The organism is Coprobacter tertius (genome assembly GCF_024330105.1).
In the GTDB taxonomy this organism is placed as follows: Bacteria; Bacteroidota; Bacteroidia; order Bacteroidales; family Coprobacteraceae; genus Coprobacter; species Coprobacter tertius.
Window position 1 is genome coordinate 147,187 of sequence record NZ_JANDHW010000004.1, and the last position, 15,807, is coordinate 162,993.

Sequence of the window (15,807 nt, forward strand, 5' to 3'; positions counted from 1 at the left end):
TTCCTATTTTATATCAAATGGTCAGAGCCCCAACCTGCTGAAAGAAAATATCTGATCGTATATAACACTTACAATACCGATCGCCAATATACCTGCCACACATAACGAGATGCTCAAACGCATCGCGTTATCAGAACGAAATCCTTCGATCTGACAATCGTCCTGACGGATAAACATCGCTTTTACCACCAGCAAATAATAGTACAACGAGATGATCGTATTGATAAGGGCGATAAGTACCAGTATATAATATCCCTGGCCCGCAGCGGCGGCAAATATAAAGAATTTGCTGAAGAAACCCGCAAAGGGAGGTATCCCGGCCAGTGAAAACATCGCCAGCATCATAGCCAGACTCAATTTGGGATTGGTACGGTAAAGACCGTTATAATCATCCATACTCAACTTTCCGGTTTTATTTTCGATGACCGATATTACACCGAACGCGGCCAGATTTGAAAATATATAAACCAGAACGTAATAGATTAGTGAACTCATTCCTGCCGTGGATCCGGCAATAACTCCTAAAAGGATATAACCAGCTTGCGATATAGATGAAAAAGCGAGAAAACGCTTCAGATTTTTTTGTCTTATCGCAAAAAGATTACCTACAGTTATGGTTATGATAATGAGTCCGTACAAAATATCCTGCCATACTCCGGCAATAGGAGCGAAAACCTTAAAAAGAACGATCATAAAGGCAAATACGGCTGCACCTTTTGATATAACCGAAAGATACGAAGTCACTTGCGTTGAAGCCCCTTCATAAACATCGGCTGTCCATAAATGAAAGGGTACGATCGATATTTTGAAACCCATACCGGCCATGAAGAATACCAAACCTACCAGTAATAAAGGTGTTGAAACAACACGAGCAGCAATATCATCGAAATAAAGAGTACCCGTTACACCGTATATGTATGAAAGCCCCAATAGCATAAGCGCTGATGAAAATACGGCGATAAATACATATTTGGCAGCAGCTTCATAAGAATCGTGCCGATATTTCTCCATAGCAACAAGGGCCGCGATAGGTAACGACGCCGTTTCGAGACCCACGAAAAACAGGAGGAAATTCCCGGAAGACATCATCAAATACATTCCCAATAAGGTTATCAGGGTAAGAACGTAGAATTCACCCCTTCGTATAACGACATGCTCGAGTTTCGTCCAGGAAATCGCTTGTATAAATATGAGCAAAGTACCAATATTGAGTATGGTCTTTACAACAGAAATCACCGGAGCAGTATTATACATACCTCCGAACGCAGACCCGTTCCCCATCGGTATACTATTTAATACAGTATGCGCAGCCAACAGAATACAAGCCGTTACCGAAAAGTATTTAAGGCTTTTTTGAGATCCGAACGTGTCGTAAAGAAACAGCAATACAATGACTGCTATCAGTGACAGTTCTTCGCGCAACATTAAAAAATTTGAATAATCCATACCCTTTCTTGTTATAATCGTTCAATAATTACATTTATACTTTGACTGATCATGTCTGAGATCCATGACGGCGCCATACCGATACCGGCTACGGCAATAATCAGGGTTATCGTCGACAAACGTTCAAACCAGCTTGCATCTTTCAATTGCAGGTGATGCTCGTCATATACTTTTCCGTAAAGCAGTTTTCCGACCACCCGTAAAATATAGACCGCTGTGATAACGATAGAAGTACAAGCTACAATGGTAAATACACGGTGGAACATATCGGTATGTTCAAACGAACCTACGAAAATCGTCATTTCAGCTACAAATCCACTCAACCCCGGAAGTCCTAAGGAGGCAAAACCGGCAATTACATAACAAACCGATAGGAAGGGCATTATCTGCATAAGGCCACCCATTTCCCGAATATCACGCGTATGTGTACGACCATATATCATACCGATTAATGCAAAGAACAGAGCCGTCATAAGTCCATGAGAAAGCATTTGCAATACGGCACCGGTCATCGCAGTCGTATTTAACATAAGTATAGCAAAAAGTACCAATCCGCAGTGACTTACCGAAGAATATGCATTGATATACTTGAGATCCTTTTGTACACAAGCACTGAAAGCACCATATACTACACTGATACCGGTCAGGATGAGGAAAATCCACGCCAGTTCGTTTGCGGCTTCGGGCATCAGATAAATCGCGACACGGAAACATCCGTATCCCCCCAATTTCATCAATACACCTGCATGCAGCATCGAGACGGCAGTAGGAGCCGAAGCATGACCGTCGGGAGACCAGGTATGGAACGGGAACATAGCCCCCAAAACTCCGAACCCGACAAATGTCAACGGGAAGAAAAGATATTGGGCACTCATCGGGATCGCATGGTTACGTGCTATTTCGAGAAGATTCATTGTATAGTTACCATCAACTGACGAATGAAAATAAATACCGAGTATACCTACCAGCAAAAATGCCGACCCTCCCATCAACATTAATGTAAGTTTCATTGCGGCATAATTTTTATTTCCACTTCCCCATATACCGATAAGCAAATACATCGGTATAAGTGCAACCTCATAGAACATGAACATAGTAAAGAGATCGATAGAAATAAAGAAACCGAATACCCCGATAGACAAAAGAATCAACCAAAGGAAAAACTCTTTTGTCAGCGGTTCGAGCTTCCACGAAGCAAAGACTCCGGTAAATACAATGATAGCCGAAAGCAAAATCATTGCCACCGAAACTCCATCGACTCCAACGGCATAGTGAATATTTAATGGCGCATACCACATCGAGCTGGCCGTAAATAACATCTCGGCTGTATTACCGGCCGCACGTTCCTGCAAATACAGGAAAACTAATCCTACCGCCAGCAATAACTGAATGGATGAGCCCACTACAGCTACCCATCGTATCTGTTTTATTCCTTTTGATAAAGCCAATCCGACCATCATCAAAAGGGGAACAAGCACAAATAATGATAAAAAATTCATAGTCTCTTTCTTTTAATATCTTGTTTCCGTTTGTATTAAAGACATATTACTAACAACGCTATAATAACAGCTCCCGCAAGGAATACCCAAGCATACCACTGTAATTGTCCGGATTGTAACCCCCGTATGCCATAAGATACTTTTTGGGTTATCCAGGCAAGGCCGTTCATCGATCCGTCGATGACATGACGGTCGAACCACGCAATAGGAGAACATATACCGTTGAAGATAATTTTATGAGTGATAAATTGATATACCTCGTCGATATAAAAACGATGATAAGCCCACTTATAAAGGCCGCTCATCGAAGCAGCCATACGGGCCGGACGGTTATTGGGTGTTTTATACATCCAGGTAGCCACCAAAATACCGATAAGCGCTACCACAACGCTTGTTCCGGCAACACTCCATTCGAGATGGATATGATACGGGAGGCCGTTGCTTGTTACAAATTCACCGAACGGGATAAACCCGGCAACGCAAGTCACAAGGGCAAGGAACATTAATGGGAAAACCATTACTTTCGGGGCTTCATGAGGTGTATGTTCATGATGAGCTTCTTTCCCCCAGAATATATTATAATACAACCTGAACATGTAGAAAGCTGTAAGACCCGCTACCAAAGTCATCCAGATACCCCAGAACATGCTTTTATCGAATGCAGCCGCCAGAATCTCATCCTTACTGAAAAATCCCGAGAACGGGGGTATCCCCGCTATTGCCAAACAAGCGATTAAGAATGTTATATGTGTTAATGGCATATATTTACGCAAACCTCCCATCGACGACATTTCATTGGAATGCACCGCATGTATGATTGCTCCTGCACCCAAGAAAAGCAAAGCTTTAAACATAGCGTGTGTAAACAGATGGAACATAGAAGCCATATATCCAAGACCGTGGCTCATGCTCGCAACACCCAGTGCAACCATCATAAAGGCAATCTGAGAAATGGTAGAAAATGCAAGTACCCTTTTAATATCGGTTTGTACACAAGCGACCACCGCCGCATACAATGCGGTAAACGCTCCCACGTACGTAATAAGGTCGAGAACCTCGGGAACCTGACTGTAAACCGGGAATAAACGAGCGACTAAATACACACCCGCAACAACCATTGTCGCAGCGTGAATTAATGCAGATACCGGAGTGGGACCCTCCATAGCATCCGGCAACCAAATATGTAACGGGAACATCGCCGATTTACCGGCTCCTCCCATAAATATAAGAGCCATCGCCCACGAAGCTACCGATAAACCGAGGAATGTCTTCCCGGCCATAGAGGCTAATGGGTTTCCGGTAGTAAGAGACTGGAAGTCGAACGTTTGAGAGAAAAACGACAAAATAAGAATCCCCACCAAAAATCCCAAATCGGCAAAACGAGTAACGATAAACGCTTTTTTCGACGCCGAAACAGCCGACGCTTTCGTATAATAAAAGCCGATCAAAAGATAGGAAGATGCACCCACCAGCTCCCAAAAAATATACATTTGGAAAATATTAGTTGCCACTACAAGCCCCAGCATCGAGAAACTGAAGAGTGATAAAAAGGCAAAATAACGCTGGAAACCTTTTTCTCCGTGCATGTAACCTATACTATACAGATGCACCATGAAAGAAATCGTAGTAATTACTACCAGCATCATTACCGAGATAGGATCGAGCAAAATGCCCAAATCTATATGAAGGGAATCGGTAAAACGCAACCATTCGAAATTAAAAGGAATTATCGTCGGGTACACCCCCCCGTCAGCTCCTACTCTCGGTAAAGAGAAGTACTGGTAAGCTACGACGTAGGCAAGTACCGTTATCACACCCAATCCTGTCGTGCCTAAAAGGCCGGCAGTACGATGCGACATTCTATGTCCGCACAAGCCAAGTAAAAGAAACATGACGAGCGGTAATAAGAGTATAATAAAAGTATATTCCATAGTTCGTTGTTTATAAGCTTATTATCAATATTTCATATCGTCAAGTTTCTGAGCATATATATTACGTATACTTCGGTATATGTTAATAATAATGGCTATCGCCATAGCCGTTTCAGCTGCCGCTATACCTATTGCGAACAACGTAAAGAAAAATCCTTCGAGCTGTCCGGGAAAAAGGTAACGGTTGAAAACGACAAAATTAATATCCACCGCATTAAGCATCAGTTCTAACGAAATAAGTATCGCCAGCAAGTTACGACGGGTTACAAACCCGTAAACACCGGCAAAAAACATAAAGGCACTGATCACCAAATAATAAATCATAGGTATTTCTTCCATAGTTCCTTATCTTTTACGGGCAATCATGATGCCTCCGATTATACACGCCAATAACAACACACTTAACGCCTCGAAAGGCAAAATATACTGATATTTTTCCATTCCCATAAGAGCATGGCCTATTTGTTTCATGTCTAACTCTTCTGATCCAAAGAGGTACATAGAAGGAGAAAATACATGAGTAAGCAATGCATACAGGCACAAAGCTCCGCCTCCGAATGCAGCGACCAGACCACGTATCCTTTTCTTGTTTACGATACGTTCCGACTTTTCACCCGGAGAACTGGTAAGAAGAATAGAGAAAACAAATAAAACGACGATTCCTCCGGCATAAACGGCAAGCTGCACAGCGCCCAGGAAATGGTAGTCGAGCTGAAAATACAACCCTGCTGTGGCAAACAAGACGAAAAGGAGATATGTGGCAGCCCGTAGAATACGGCGCGTCGTCACCGTAAGTACCGAAAATATAACAATGGCTGCCGAAAGCACATAAAAAATAACCTGATTAGCTACTTGTTCCATAATACTGCTACTATTCGTTTCCTACAGGTTTTTCTGTAGTATGATTGAGTTGTTTCACCAATTTTTCACGGGTAAATACGGCTTGCTCGAAATCATTAGAAAAAGCGAGCGCATCGTGCGGACAAGTAACGACACAAAGCTGACAGAACGTACAGCTTCCCAAGTCATACATATATTTATCCAATACCCTTTTTGTTTTGCCGTCTTCTGTTGTCACTTTAGATGAAATGACTTCGATCGTACCGTTCGGACAATTGTTCTGACAAATACCGCAAGCTACACATTTGTGATTTCCGTCCTTGTCATAAACCAACGTCAGTTCGGCCCGGAAACGATCGGCAATTTTCAACGTGGCCCTGTTTTCAGGATATTGCTCGGTCACCTTTGGTGTCACGAACTCTCTCCCGGTCACTTTCATCCCCACCAGAAGACTCCATAAACCCTTCCAGAAAGAGACGACGTAATTTTTAAAGCTTTTCATAAAATGTTATTTGATACTGTCTGTATTTGATGTTTATATTATTTCAGTTCAAATATATACCGGAAAGCATATACTCTCCGGTATAAAATGGTTATTGCTGCACTGTACCGCCCAATATATCGAGCAATTCTGCAGTAATACTCTGTTGCCTTAGTTTATTATATTCTAATTGCAAGCTGTCGAGCAACTTATTTGCATTATCATTTGCCATTTGCATAGCCATAATACGGGCAGCTTGTTCAGATGTACGACTTTCTGCCCAAGTTTCCTGCAAAGTAGAGCGTACATATAAGGGTAACACTACTTTAAATATAGTCTCACTATCCGGTTCGTAAATATACGGACCGCAATTTTTACCTTGTACACCTGTTCCCAGTCTGTTCATTTCGATCGGAAGCAGTACCCGTGTGCTCAGTATCTGGGTTCCCACACTTTTATAATGGTCATAAACAAGAACCACTTTGTCATAAATATGGTCGAGGAAACGGGCGGTAAGTTCATCCGACATACGTTTTACCGCTTCAGCACCACTTTTAGAGTTAAGATAACGTGCATCTCCCAATTCTATACCCTGCATTTTTGATACAAATCCATAAACCTTTTTTCCTACCGGATAAACAGTAAACATAGGACGATATCCGAGTTCATCCACCAGCCGGTCTATGGTCTCGTTCATTTTTTTAATCAACTCTACGTTGAATGCACCGCAAAGTCCTTCGTCAGAACCGAATACAACCAATGCTACCCGTTGTACAGGACGTTGTTCGGTCAACGGCGATTGATAATCGCTATCGGCCCCCAACAAATTATTGATGGTATTTTGCAACTGATCTCTGAAAGGCAACACATGACGTAATGCCTGCTCTGCCTTACGCAATTTTGCCGACGAGATCATTTTCATCGCACCGGTAATCTTTTGGGAAGAATTTACCGAACCGATCCTTCCCTTCAACTCGCGCATTGTTGCCATAACGATTAAGCCTTAAATCGGTTAGCTACATCCGAAGCAACTTCATGCAATAGTTTTTCAACCGTTTCATCGAGTTTGCCCTGATGTAATACATCTAATACTTCCTTTTGATATTTTGTACGTAATATCTGTAAAAACATGTTCTCGAATTCCGATACGTTATCGAGAGGTACCTTCTGCAACAGACCTTTAGTACCACAATATATAATGGCCATTTCTTCTTCCACCGGCATTGGCGAATACTGCGGCTGTACCAAAATACGACTGTTTTTACGTCCTTTATCGATCACCATTTCCGTTACCGGATCGAGATCGCCGCCAAATTTAGAGAACGATTCGAGTTCACGATATTGTGCTTGATCTATTTTCAGAGTTCCGGCAATTTTCTTCATTGCTTTCAACTGGGCATTACCACCCACCCGGGAAACCGAAATACCGACATTGATCGCAGGTCGGAAACCTTGATTAAATAGTGCTGTTTCGAGAAATATCTGACCATCGGTAATTGAAATCACATTAGTAGGGATATATGCAGAAACGTCTCCGGCCTGTGTTTCGATAATAGGCAATGCCGTAAGCGACCCGCCTCCCTTTACCATAGGTTTCAGCACTTCGGGAAGATCGTTCATCGTAGCGGCGACTTCATCATTAGCTATAATTTTAGCCGCACGTTCGAGCAAACGGGAATGCAGATAGAAAATATCGCCCGGGTATGCTTCACGTCCTGAAGGACGACGCAAAATCAAAGATATCTCACGATATGCCACTGCCTGTTTCGACAAATCATCATAAACGACTAATGCATGACGACCGCTATCTCTGAAATATTCTCCGATAGCAGCTCCCGCAAACGGAGCATAATAACGCATCGCAGCAGAGTCGGAAGCATTAGCAGCAACTACAATCGTATAATCCAATGCACCGTGCTCGCGCAAGGTATTTACCAATGTAGCCACCGAAGAAGCTTTCTGTCCGATAGCTACGTAGATACAATATACGGGATCTCCGGCAAGATAATTTTTACGCTGGTTTATAATCGTATCGATTGCTATAGAGGTTTTACCGATCTGACGGTCACCAATAATAAGCTCACGCTGTCCACGACCGATGGGAACCATAGAATCGACAGCTTTAATACCGGTTTGCAACGGCTGATTTACGGGCTGCCTGAAAATCACACCAGGAGCTTTACGGTCGAGCGGTAATTGTACCGTATCGCCTTGTATAGGCCCTGCACCATCGATAGGATCACCTAACGTGTTGATCACACGTCCCAGTAAACCCTCACCTACGGGAATAGATGCGATCTTACCCGTACCACGTACACTCATGTTTTCTTCCACTTTTTCGGGAGAACCCAGCAAGATCACACCTACATTGCTCTCTTCGAGATTCATCGCAACCCCTCTTACACCATTTTCAAACTCGAGGAGTTCGCTGGCCCGTACGTTATCGAGACCGAATACGTGGGCAACGCCGTCACCGATACCGAGTACAGTCCCGACTTCTTCAAAATCGATTTTGGTATCGATCTCGTCGAGTTGCTGTTTTAAAATATCAGATATTTCGTTAGGTTTTATCATAATCGTTTTTTGCTGTTTAGTAATTTTAAACGCAATAATTTTAATTCATTATTTACCGAAGCATCGAGCTGCATCGAATCTACTTTTAAAACAAAGCCGCCGATAATAGAAGGGTCTACCTCATAGGTAAATTCTACCTTATCGCTAACCTTTTCTCGTACCAGTTCTTTTATTTTAGCTAGCGTTTCCTCATCGAGACCGATCGCCGTAACAATATGCACAAGCGATATTCCTTTCGATTCGCGATACAACTTCTGATACATCAACCCGATCTGACGCATAAATTCTTCGCGCCGGTTTTTGGTTACCAAACGAACAAAACGAAGGAACTCTTCCGATGGTTTTTCACCAACAGCCGCAGCCAGAAGCGAAACTTTTTCGGTTGCCGTCAGCACTGGATTAATCAATGCTTTCTGCAAATCGGGATGAGTCGCAAAACTCTGTTCGAGTATTTTGACGTCCTCATATATGCGATCGGTAATCTTATGTTCCAACGCAAACTTGAGTAAAGCCTTGGCATATCTGCTTGAAATTAACCCTTCGTTCATGTTCTATCAGTTTTTATTCTCTATATCATTCAACATTTTGTCGATCATCTCGATCTGAGTCTTATCTTTCGACAATTCTTTTCGAGTAAGCTTTTCAGCTATTTGCAAAGCAAACTCGCTGACTTCGTTTCGGAATTGCTGTTCAGACTCCTTCCGAGCCTGCTCTATCGACACGGCTGCGGCGTCCATTACTTTTTTGGCTTCTTCTCCGGCCGCTTTTTTCGCCTCTTCAATAATCTGAGACTTCATCTTAGCAGCTTCACGCAGAATATCCATTTGTTGTTTATGGGCCTCAGCCAATAGGGCCTGTGCATCTTCAGTAGCATTGTCCAAGCGTGCCTTCGCTTCTTGCGAATAAGTGACTCCCTTATCGATAAGATCGGCACGCTCGTCGATACTTTTTACGATAAAAGGCCATGCATATTTCGCCAATATGGCAAACAGCACCACAAAGACAAAAAACATCCAGAAAACAAGCCCGAATTCAGGCTTAAACAGTTCCATGATGTCTACTTATTATAAGAATATAGCTAACAAACAAACGATAATAGCAAACAGAGCCACACCTTCTACCAATGCGGCGATTACAATCATATTTGTTCTGATATCGTTAGTTGATTCGGGCTGACGCGCGATCGATTCCATAGCCGAAGCTCCGATCTTACCGATACCGATCCCTGCACCGATGGCAGCTATACTTGCACCAATACATGCGCCGAATTTTGCTAAACCTGCACCGGCTGCAGCTGCTTGTAATAAAATCATTCCTAACATAGCATTTACATTTTAAAAGTTATACATTAATCATTTTTCTATATCGAAAGTCTCAATGATGCTCTTCTTTTACTCTCGCTAAACTAATAAAGAGAGCCGAAAGCATCGTGAATACATATGCTTGAATAAAACAAATAAGGAAATGCAATACATTCATAAATACCGAAAATGCGACCGATAATACAGTCGTCCCGCTAAGTACCGCAACTCCCATTGTTCCGAAAATAAATATCAAAGAAATTAAGACCAGTACTATAAGATGTCCGCCGAGCATATTGGCAAAAAGACGAATCATCAATGCTACCGGCTTAGTAATTACACCAAATACTTCGATCAACGGCATGATCGGCATCGGAAACTTAATCCAAGTAGGCACATCGGGCCAAAAGATCTCCTTCCAATAATGTTTGGTTCCGGTAAGATTCACTACCAAAAACGTACATACTGCCAAAACAAGTGTTACCGAAATGTTTCCCGACAAATTGGCCCCTCCCGGAAATACTACGATCATACCGAGTATATTTATACCGAGTATAAAGAAAAAAAGAGTCAGTAAATATGGTGCAAACTTCGTAGCCTCCTTACCCAGAATAGGTCTTATCACTCCCCCATATACGAAATCGATTACAAACTCGATAGAACCGAGCCAACGACGGGGAGCTTTGTAAGGGTGTTTACGATACCAACGAGCCAAGGGGAAAATGCATAGACAAATAAGGAAGGCCGCCACTATAAGAGCCATTACATTTTTTGTAATCGAAAAATCGAGAGGACGATATGCGTTTCCGTTATCATCGATACCTACGATTTTCCCTTTATGATCTCCCTCTGACGCTATATAAAAACCATTATATGACTGTCCGTGCTCGAGTTTCTGAGAACTGAAGATATTCCATTTTCCGTTATGGTCACGAACGATGACCGGTAAGGGCATACGATTTTCGTGAGAGAAAGGCAACTCCCACCCGTAATTATCGAGAAGATGCTCGAAAATAGCCTCTTTGGCATCAAAAGGCTTTTCTTCTCCTTCGTTGTTCCCGGCAGCAAATACTCCCGTAATAAACAGAGTAAGAAAACCTATGACCAAACAAATTACTTTATTCTTCATTTCTTTATCTCCTTTGAAAAAAGACAATTTCCCGTCTTCCGGCATTCGTCATTGCAGACATACCGCAACACGATTATTATTTACATCTACAAATCCGCCATCGATAGGCACCGTTTTTACTTCTCCTTCGGCCTCATATTCAATTACTCCGGGCGTAAGAGTCGAAAGCAACGAAGCATGGTCTTCGAGAACCGTAAAAGACCCCATCGTACCGGGAAGAGTAACCCGACGTACTTTACCTCTAAAGAGTACTTTTTCTGAAGAAATAATTTCGAGATCCATAGCGAATTATTTATTTTCTTTTGCTTGTTCCATCATTTTTTCGCCTTTGGCGATCGCTTCATCGATTGTTCCCACATTCATAAACGCCTGTTCGGGATATCCGTCCATTTCTCCGCTGAGAATCATCTTGAAGCCCCGAATCGTTTCTTCCAGCGGCACCATTACACCGGGAAGTCCTGTAAACTGTTCGGCAACATGGAATGGCTGTGACAAGAAGCGTTGTGCACGACGTGCACGAGCAACGACAAGTTTATCCTCATCCGACAATTCGTCCACGCCTAAAATAGCAATAATATCCTGTAACTCGTTATAGTGCTGTAACAACTGTTTAACAGCCTGTGCGGTATTATAATGATCTTCACCAATAATCAGAGGATCGAGAATACGCGAAGTAGATTCCAACGGATCTACTGCCGGATATATTCCCAACTCGGTTATCTTACGACTCAATACCGTCGTTGCATCGAGGAAGTTAAATGTCGTAGCAGGAGCAGGGTCGGTAAGGTCATCGGCCGGCACGTAAATTGCTTGTACAGAAGTAATAGATCCGGTCTTTGTTGAAGTAATACGTTCCTGCAAAGCTCCCATTTCAGAAGCCAGCGTCGGTTGATAACCGACAGCAGAAGGCATACGTCCCAACAAAGCCGAAACCTCGGAACCAGCTTGCGTAAAACGGAATATATTATCGATAAAGAAAAGAATTTCTTTTCCTCCTTCATTCGAATCGCGAAACTGTTCGGCAACAGTAAGCCCGGAAAGTGCTACTCTTAAACGTGCTCCGGGAGGTTCGTTCATCTGCCCAAACACCAACGAAGCCTGAGAGGTTTTTAATTCATCGAGATCTACTTTACTGAGATCCCAATTACCTTTCTCCATTTCCTCTTTAAACTTCTCTCCGTATTTGATTACGCCCGATTCAATCATTTCACGCAACAGGTCGTTCCCTTCACGAGTACGTTCCCCAACGCCTGCAAATACAGAAAATCCGTTATGACCTTTTGCTATATTATTTATCATTTCCATAATAAGCACGGTCTTTCCTACACCAGCGCCACCGAACAAACCGATCTTACCTCCTTTAGAATAAGGCTCGAGCAAGTCGATTACCTTAATCCCGGTAAATAAAAATTCGGTATTGATAGACAGATCTTCAAATTTTGGAGCAGGGCGGTGTATGGGCTGCAAATGGGTATAATCGAGAGCCGGAAGGTGGTCGATTGCATCACCGGTTACGTTCATCAGACGACCTTTAATCTGCGAGCCGGTAGGCATAGACAACGGACGTCCCAAATCGATGACTTTCATACCGCGCTGCAAACCATCGGTAGTATCCATGGCAACGCAGCGTACCGTACTTTCGCCAATGTGTTGTTCTACTTCCACGATAAGATCTGCCCCGTCTTCCCGCTCGATCTTCAGAGCCGAATAGATGGGAGGCAATTCGCTATCTTCGAAAGAAACATCGACGACAGGACCGATAACCTGAGTTATATATCCAAATTTATCTCTCATAATTCATCGTTTAAAACTGTTTATACTATATGATGAAACCGTTTCCGGCATTAAAAATGCAAACCGAATATTACGATCAGTACCATCACAAAAAGATTGACAAGACTGATGGGCACCAGATATTTCCATTCGAGTCGTAATAACTGATCGATACGCAGACGGGGAAAAGTCCATTTAAACCACATCGAAATGAACATTACCACCGCAGTTTTACCGAAAAACCATATTACAGACGGTATATAATCCATTACCTGATTGAATCCTTCCCAACCACCGATATGCAAAGGCATCCAGCCCCCGAGGAAAAGCAATGTCGCAATTCCCGATACAATAAAGAGGTTAAGGTATTCGGCCAAATAATAAAACCCGAAATGTATTCCCGAATATTCTGTATGATAACCTGCCGTCAACTCCGACTCTGCCTCTGGAAGGTCGAACGGACCGCGGTTGGTTTCTGCTGAACCGGCAACCAAATAAATAATAAATGCGACCACTGCAGGAAGATGCCCTCGAAAGAGGAACCATCCTGAATTTTGGGCTTCTACAATTGCCGAAGTCTGCATCGTACCGGCAAATATGACTACCGTAAGAAACGATAACCCGATAGACAATTCATAGCTTATCATCTGGGCACCGCTTCGCATAGCCCCGATAAGCGTAAATTTATTGTTACTCGACCATCCTGCAAGTAAAATACCTACCACCCCGATCGAAGAAACGGCCATAATAAAGAATATCCCAATATTAAAATCGATTACCTGCAATCCGCGTCCGAAAGGTAAACATCCGAAAGCAAGCATCGATGATACGACCACAATATAAGGAGCCAGGTTAAAAAGGAATTTATCGACATGTTTTATTTCAATAAGTTCTTTTATCAACATTTTAAACATGTCAGCAACACTCTGTATAATTCCATAAGGTCCTACACGGTTCGGCCCGATACGGCACTGGAAAAAAGCACAAACTTTACGTTCGGCATAAATCAACGCCAATGCGATTACGGCGTAAGTCAATAATAACGCGACACCCACCAGAACGAATTCGACAAAGAGTGCTGCACCGCCAGGCATCCACGACCGCAACGTAGCATCTATCCAATGGGTTATGACTGAAAAATCGAACATGATATATTTCAATTATATGAGTTTGTAATTACTGTTTCATCGGTCGATATCGGGTACTACATAATCGAGTGATCCACCGATAGCGATAAGGTCGGCAATCTTTGATCCGCGCGTCATGTGGTCGATCGCACCAACGAGCGTCAATCCCGGAGAAGTGACTTTCAATCGATACGGAGTTTTATCGCCACGGCTTTCAAGATAAACGCCGAATGCTCCGCGGGCTGCTTCCACTTGCTGAAAATAACGACCTTCCGGCACTCTGATAACCGGTTTTGTTTTTGCGCAATAATCCCCTTCAGGAATATTATCTACCAACTGTTCGAGAATACGTAACGACTGTTCTACCTCTTTGAGACGCAACAGATAACGTGCGTAAGAATCACCCTCTGTAAATAACACTTCTTCAAAATCTACCTTATCATAAACACCGTAAGGAGTACATTTACGCACATCGCAAGCCCAACCGGACGCCCGTCCCGAAGGGCCGGTCACTCCATAATTAATCGCATCTTCGCGGGAAAGTACCCCTACCCCTTTTAATCGTTGTTGAGCGATCACATTTCCAGAAAATACCTGATGATATTCTTTCAGTTTATCGGGTAAATAAGCGATAAGGTCTTTTACTTTACGCTGAAAATCGGGATGCAGGTCGGCAATAACTCCTCCGATCACATCATAATTCATCGTCATTCGCGCGCCACAAGTTTCTTCGAAAATATCAAGAACTTTCTCGCGGTCGCGAAATCCGTAAAAAAATGCAGTAAGAGCACCTAAGTCCATACACATTGTTGCAAAGAACAATAAATGCGAGGAAATACGCATCAGCTCGTCCATCATCGTACGAATATACTGCGCTCTTTCAGGAACTTCCAGTTGCATCGCTTTTTCTATACAAAGACAAAGCGCATGGCGGTTATTATGAGCCGAAAGATAGTCGAGACGGTCGGTCATATGCAAAGTTTGCGGATAAGTCATGCTTTCCCATAACTTTTCTATTCCGCGATGGATATAACCGCTATGTACATCTATTTTTTTGATATTTTCACCGTCGAGCGAAGTCTTAAACCGTAATACTCCGTGTGTCGCGGGATGCTGCGGCCCTATATTTATCACATATTCGTCTTCTTCAAATAGAATACGTTCTTTTTCTTCGATCTTTCCGTCGGGAGTTTCTACCAACATGATCGTTTTATCATTGCACTCCTCATTATCGACAGGGATCGGGTTCAGTTCGGGATTAGCATCATAATCTTTACGGAAAGGGAAACCGACCCAATCTTCCCGTAAAAAAAGATGACGCATATCGGGATGGTTAATAAACCGTATTCCATAAAAATCATAAACTTCCCGTTCGTTTAACGTAGCGCTTTTCCAAAGATCACAAACACTATATAACAAAGGATTCTCACGATCGGAAGTTTCTGTTTTAAGAATGACCCAATGATTATAAACCGTTGAATTAAGATAATAAACAACTCCGAGAGTCTCACCCCAATCATTTCCGATAAGCGAAGCCAAATTATCGAATTTCAGGTCTTCGTTATCACGGAGAAAACGGGCTAATTCGTGCAATTTGCCCGAAGGCACCGATACCGTCAGATACTGGCCTTCTTCAAAAACAGCTTCGGGCATAAAGCTGGATATTTTTTCTTGTATATTTCCCATGAATCGAACTCGATTATGTT

The 15,807-nt window shown here is 42.8% G+C and carries 16 protein-coding genes; all 16 read right to left on the bottom strand.

Annotated features, from left to right (window positions below):
- Positions 1 to 21: 21 nt before the first annotated feature.
- Positions 22 to 1,446: an NADH-quinone oxidoreductase subunit N gene (locus NMU02_RS05425; protein WP_255026367.1), complete on the bottom strand. Its 1,425-nt coding sequence runs from the start codon at positions 1,444 to 1,446 to the stop codon at positions 22 to 24.
- An 11-nt stretch (positions 1,447 to 1,457) separates the two neighbouring features.
- Positions 1,458 to 2,945, bottom strand: coding sequence for a complex I subunit 4 family protein (locus NMU02_RS05430; protein ID WP_255026368.1), 1,488 nt, complete (start codon positions 2,943 to 2,945; stop codon positions 1,458 to 1,460).
- Positions 2,946 to 2,980: 35 nt separating this feature from the next.
- Positions 2,981 to 4,876, bottom strand: a complete 1,896-nt coding sequence (nuoL, locus tag NMU02_RS05435; RefSeq protein WP_255026369.1) for an NADH-quinone oxidoreductase subunit L — start codon at positions 4,874 to 4,876, stop codon at positions 2,981 to 2,983.
- Between the two features lie 24 nt (positions 4,877 to 4,900).
- Entirely contained in the window at positions 4,901 to 5,200 is a 300-nt protein-coding gene (gene nuoK, locus NMU02_RS05440) for an NADH-quinone oxidoreductase subunit NuoK (RefSeq protein ID WP_255026584.1), read from the bottom strand.
- A 21-nt stretch (positions 5,201 to 5,221) separates the two neighbouring features.
- Complete coding sequence (locus NMU02_RS05445; RefSeq protein ID WP_255026371.1) at positions 5,222 to 5,737, bottom strand: NADH-quinone oxidoreductase subunit J family protein; 516 nt, start codon at positions 5,735 to 5,737, stop codon at positions 5,222 to 5,224.
- 10 nt (positions 5,738 to 5,747) lie between these two features.
- The gene (locus tag NMU02_RS05450; protein WP_255026372.1) at positions 5,748 to 6,218 is read right to left on the bottom strand and encodes a NuoI/complex I 23 kDa subunit family protein; all 471 of its coding nucleotides are present in this window, start codon (positions 6,216 to 6,218) and stop codon (positions 5,748 to 5,750) included.
- A gap of 91 nt (positions 6,219 to 6,309) precedes the next feature.
- Positions 6,310 to 7,188 (bottom strand): ATP synthase F1 subunit gamma, encoded by an 879-nt coding sequence (gene atpG / locus NMU02_RS05455; protein WP_255026373.1) that lies wholly within the window; start codon positions 7,186 to 7,188, stop codon positions 6,310 to 6,312.
- Between the two features lie 5 nt (positions 7,189 to 7,193).
- Positions 7,194 to 8,771: a F0F1 ATP synthase subunit alpha gene (gene atpA / locus NMU02_RS05460; protein ID WP_255026374.1), complete on the bottom strand. Its 1,578-nt coding sequence runs from the start codon at positions 8,769 to 8,771 to the stop codon at positions 7,194 to 7,196.
- Complete coding sequence (locus tag NMU02_RS05465; RefSeq protein ID WP_255026378.1) at positions 8,768 to 9,319, bottom strand: F0F1 ATP synthase subunit delta; 552 nt, start codon at positions 9,317 to 9,319, stop codon at positions 8,768 to 8,770. Before NMU02_RS05465 ends, atpA begins: the two co-directional genes overlap by 4 nt.
- Positions 9,320 to 9,325: 6 nt before the next feature.
- A complete protein-coding gene (gene atpF, locus NMU02_RS05470; RefSeq protein ID WP_255026379.1) occupies positions 9,326 to 9,823 on the bottom strand; it encodes a F0F1 ATP synthase subunit B in 498 nt (165 codons plus the stop codon).
- Positions 9,824 to 9,835: 12 nt separating this feature from the next.
- Entirely contained in the window at positions 9,836 to 10,093 is a 258-nt protein-coding gene (gene atpE, locus NMU02_RS05475) for an ATP synthase F0 subunit C (protein WP_255026381.1), read from the bottom strand.
- Between the two features lie 52 nt (positions 10,094 to 10,145).
- Complete coding sequence (gene atpB, locus NMU02_RS05480) at positions 10,146 to 11,201, bottom strand: F0F1 ATP synthase subunit A (RefSeq protein ID WP_255026382.1); 1,056 nt, start codon at positions 11,199 to 11,201, stop codon at positions 10,146 to 10,148.
- Between the two features lie 48 nt (positions 11,202 to 11,249).
- On the bottom strand, positions 11,250 to 11,483 hold the full coding sequence (gene atpC, locus NMU02_RS05485; protein ID WP_255026383.1) for an ATP synthase F1 subunit epsilon: 234 nt from the start codon (positions 11,481 to 11,483) through the stop codon (positions 11,250 to 11,252).
- Between the two features lie 6 nt (positions 11,484 to 11,489).
- Positions 11,490 to 12,995 (bottom strand): F0F1 ATP synthase subunit beta, encoded by a 1,506-nt coding sequence (atpD, locus tag NMU02_RS05490; RefSeq protein WP_255026384.1) that lies wholly within the window; start codon positions 12,993 to 12,995, stop codon positions 11,490 to 11,492.
- A 50-nt stretch (positions 12,996 to 13,045) separates the two neighbouring features.
- The gene (nuoH, locus tag NMU02_RS05495) at positions 13,046 to 14,122 is read right to left on the bottom strand and encodes an NADH-quinone oxidoreductase subunit NuoH (RefSeq protein ID WP_255026385.1); all 1,077 of its coding nucleotides are present in this window, start codon (positions 14,120 to 14,122) and stop codon (positions 13,046 to 13,048) included.
- Between the two features lie 36 nt (positions 14,123 to 14,158).
- Positions 14,159 to 15,787, bottom strand: coding sequence for an NADH-quinone oxidoreductase subunit D (locus NMU02_RS05500; protein ID WP_255026386.1), 1,629 nt, complete (start codon positions 15,785 to 15,787; stop codon positions 14,159 to 14,161).
- Positions 15,788 to 15,807: the final 20 nt, after the last annotated feature.

Coding starts and splice junctions, on each gene's coding strand:
- NMU02_RS05425 (WP_255026367.1), bottom strand. CDS start 1,446: ATGGATTATTCAAATTTTTTAATGTTGCGCGAAGAACTGTCACTGATA.
- NMU02_RS05430 (WP_255026368.1), bottom strand. CDS start 2,945: ATGAATTTTTTATCATTATTTGTGCTTGTTCCCCTTTTGATGATGGTC.
- nuoL (WP_255026369.1), bottom strand. CDS start 4,876: ATGGAATATACTTTTATTATACTCTTATTACCGCTCGTCATGTTTCTT.
- nuoK (WP_255026584.1), bottom strand. CDS start 5,200: ATGATTTATTATTTGGTGATCAGTGCCTTTATGTTTTTTGCCGGTGTT.
- NMU02_RS05445 (WP_255026371.1), bottom strand. CDS start 5,737: ATGGAACAAGTAGCTAATCAGGTTATTTTTTATGTGCTTTCGGCAGCC.
- NMU02_RS05450 (WP_255026372.1), bottom strand. CDS start 6,218: ATGAAAAGCTTTAAAAATTACGTCGTCTCTTTCTGGAAGGGTTTATGG.
- atpG (WP_255026373.1), bottom strand. CDS start 7,188: ATGGCAACAATGCGCGAGTTGAAGGGAAGGATCGGTTCGGTAAATTCT.
- atpA (WP_255026374.1), bottom strand. CDS start 8,771: ATGATAAAACCTAACGAAATATCTGATATTTTAAAACAGCAACTCGAC.
- NMU02_RS05465 (WP_255026378.1), bottom strand. CDS start 9,319: ATGAACGAAGGGTTAATTTCAAGCAGATATGCCAAGGCTTTACTCAAG.
- atpF (WP_255026379.1), bottom strand. CDS start 9,823: ATGGAACTGTTTAAGCCTGAATTCGGGCTTGTTTTCTGGATGTTTTTT.
- atpE (WP_255026381.1), bottom strand. CDS start 10,093: ATGTTAGGAATGATTTTATTACAAGCAGCTGCAGCCGGTGCAGGTTTA.
- atpB (WP_255026382.1), bottom strand. CDS start 11,201: ATGAAGAATAAAGTAATTTGTTTGGTCATAGGTTTTCTTACTCTGTTT.
- atpC (WP_255026383.1), bottom strand. CDS start 11,483: ATGGATCTCGAAATTATTTCTTCAGAAAAAGTACTCTTTAGAGGTAAA.
- atpD (WP_255026384.1), bottom strand. CDS start 12,995: ATGAGAGATAAATTTGGATATATAACTCAGGTTATCGGTCCTGTCGTC.
- nuoH (WP_255026385.1), bottom strand. CDS start 14,122: ATGTTCGATTTTTCAGTCATAACCCATTGGATAGATGCTACGTTGCGG.
- NMU02_RS05500 (WP_255026386.1), bottom strand. CDS start 15,787: ATGGGAAATATACAAGAAAAAATATCCAGCTTTATGCCCGAAGCTGTT.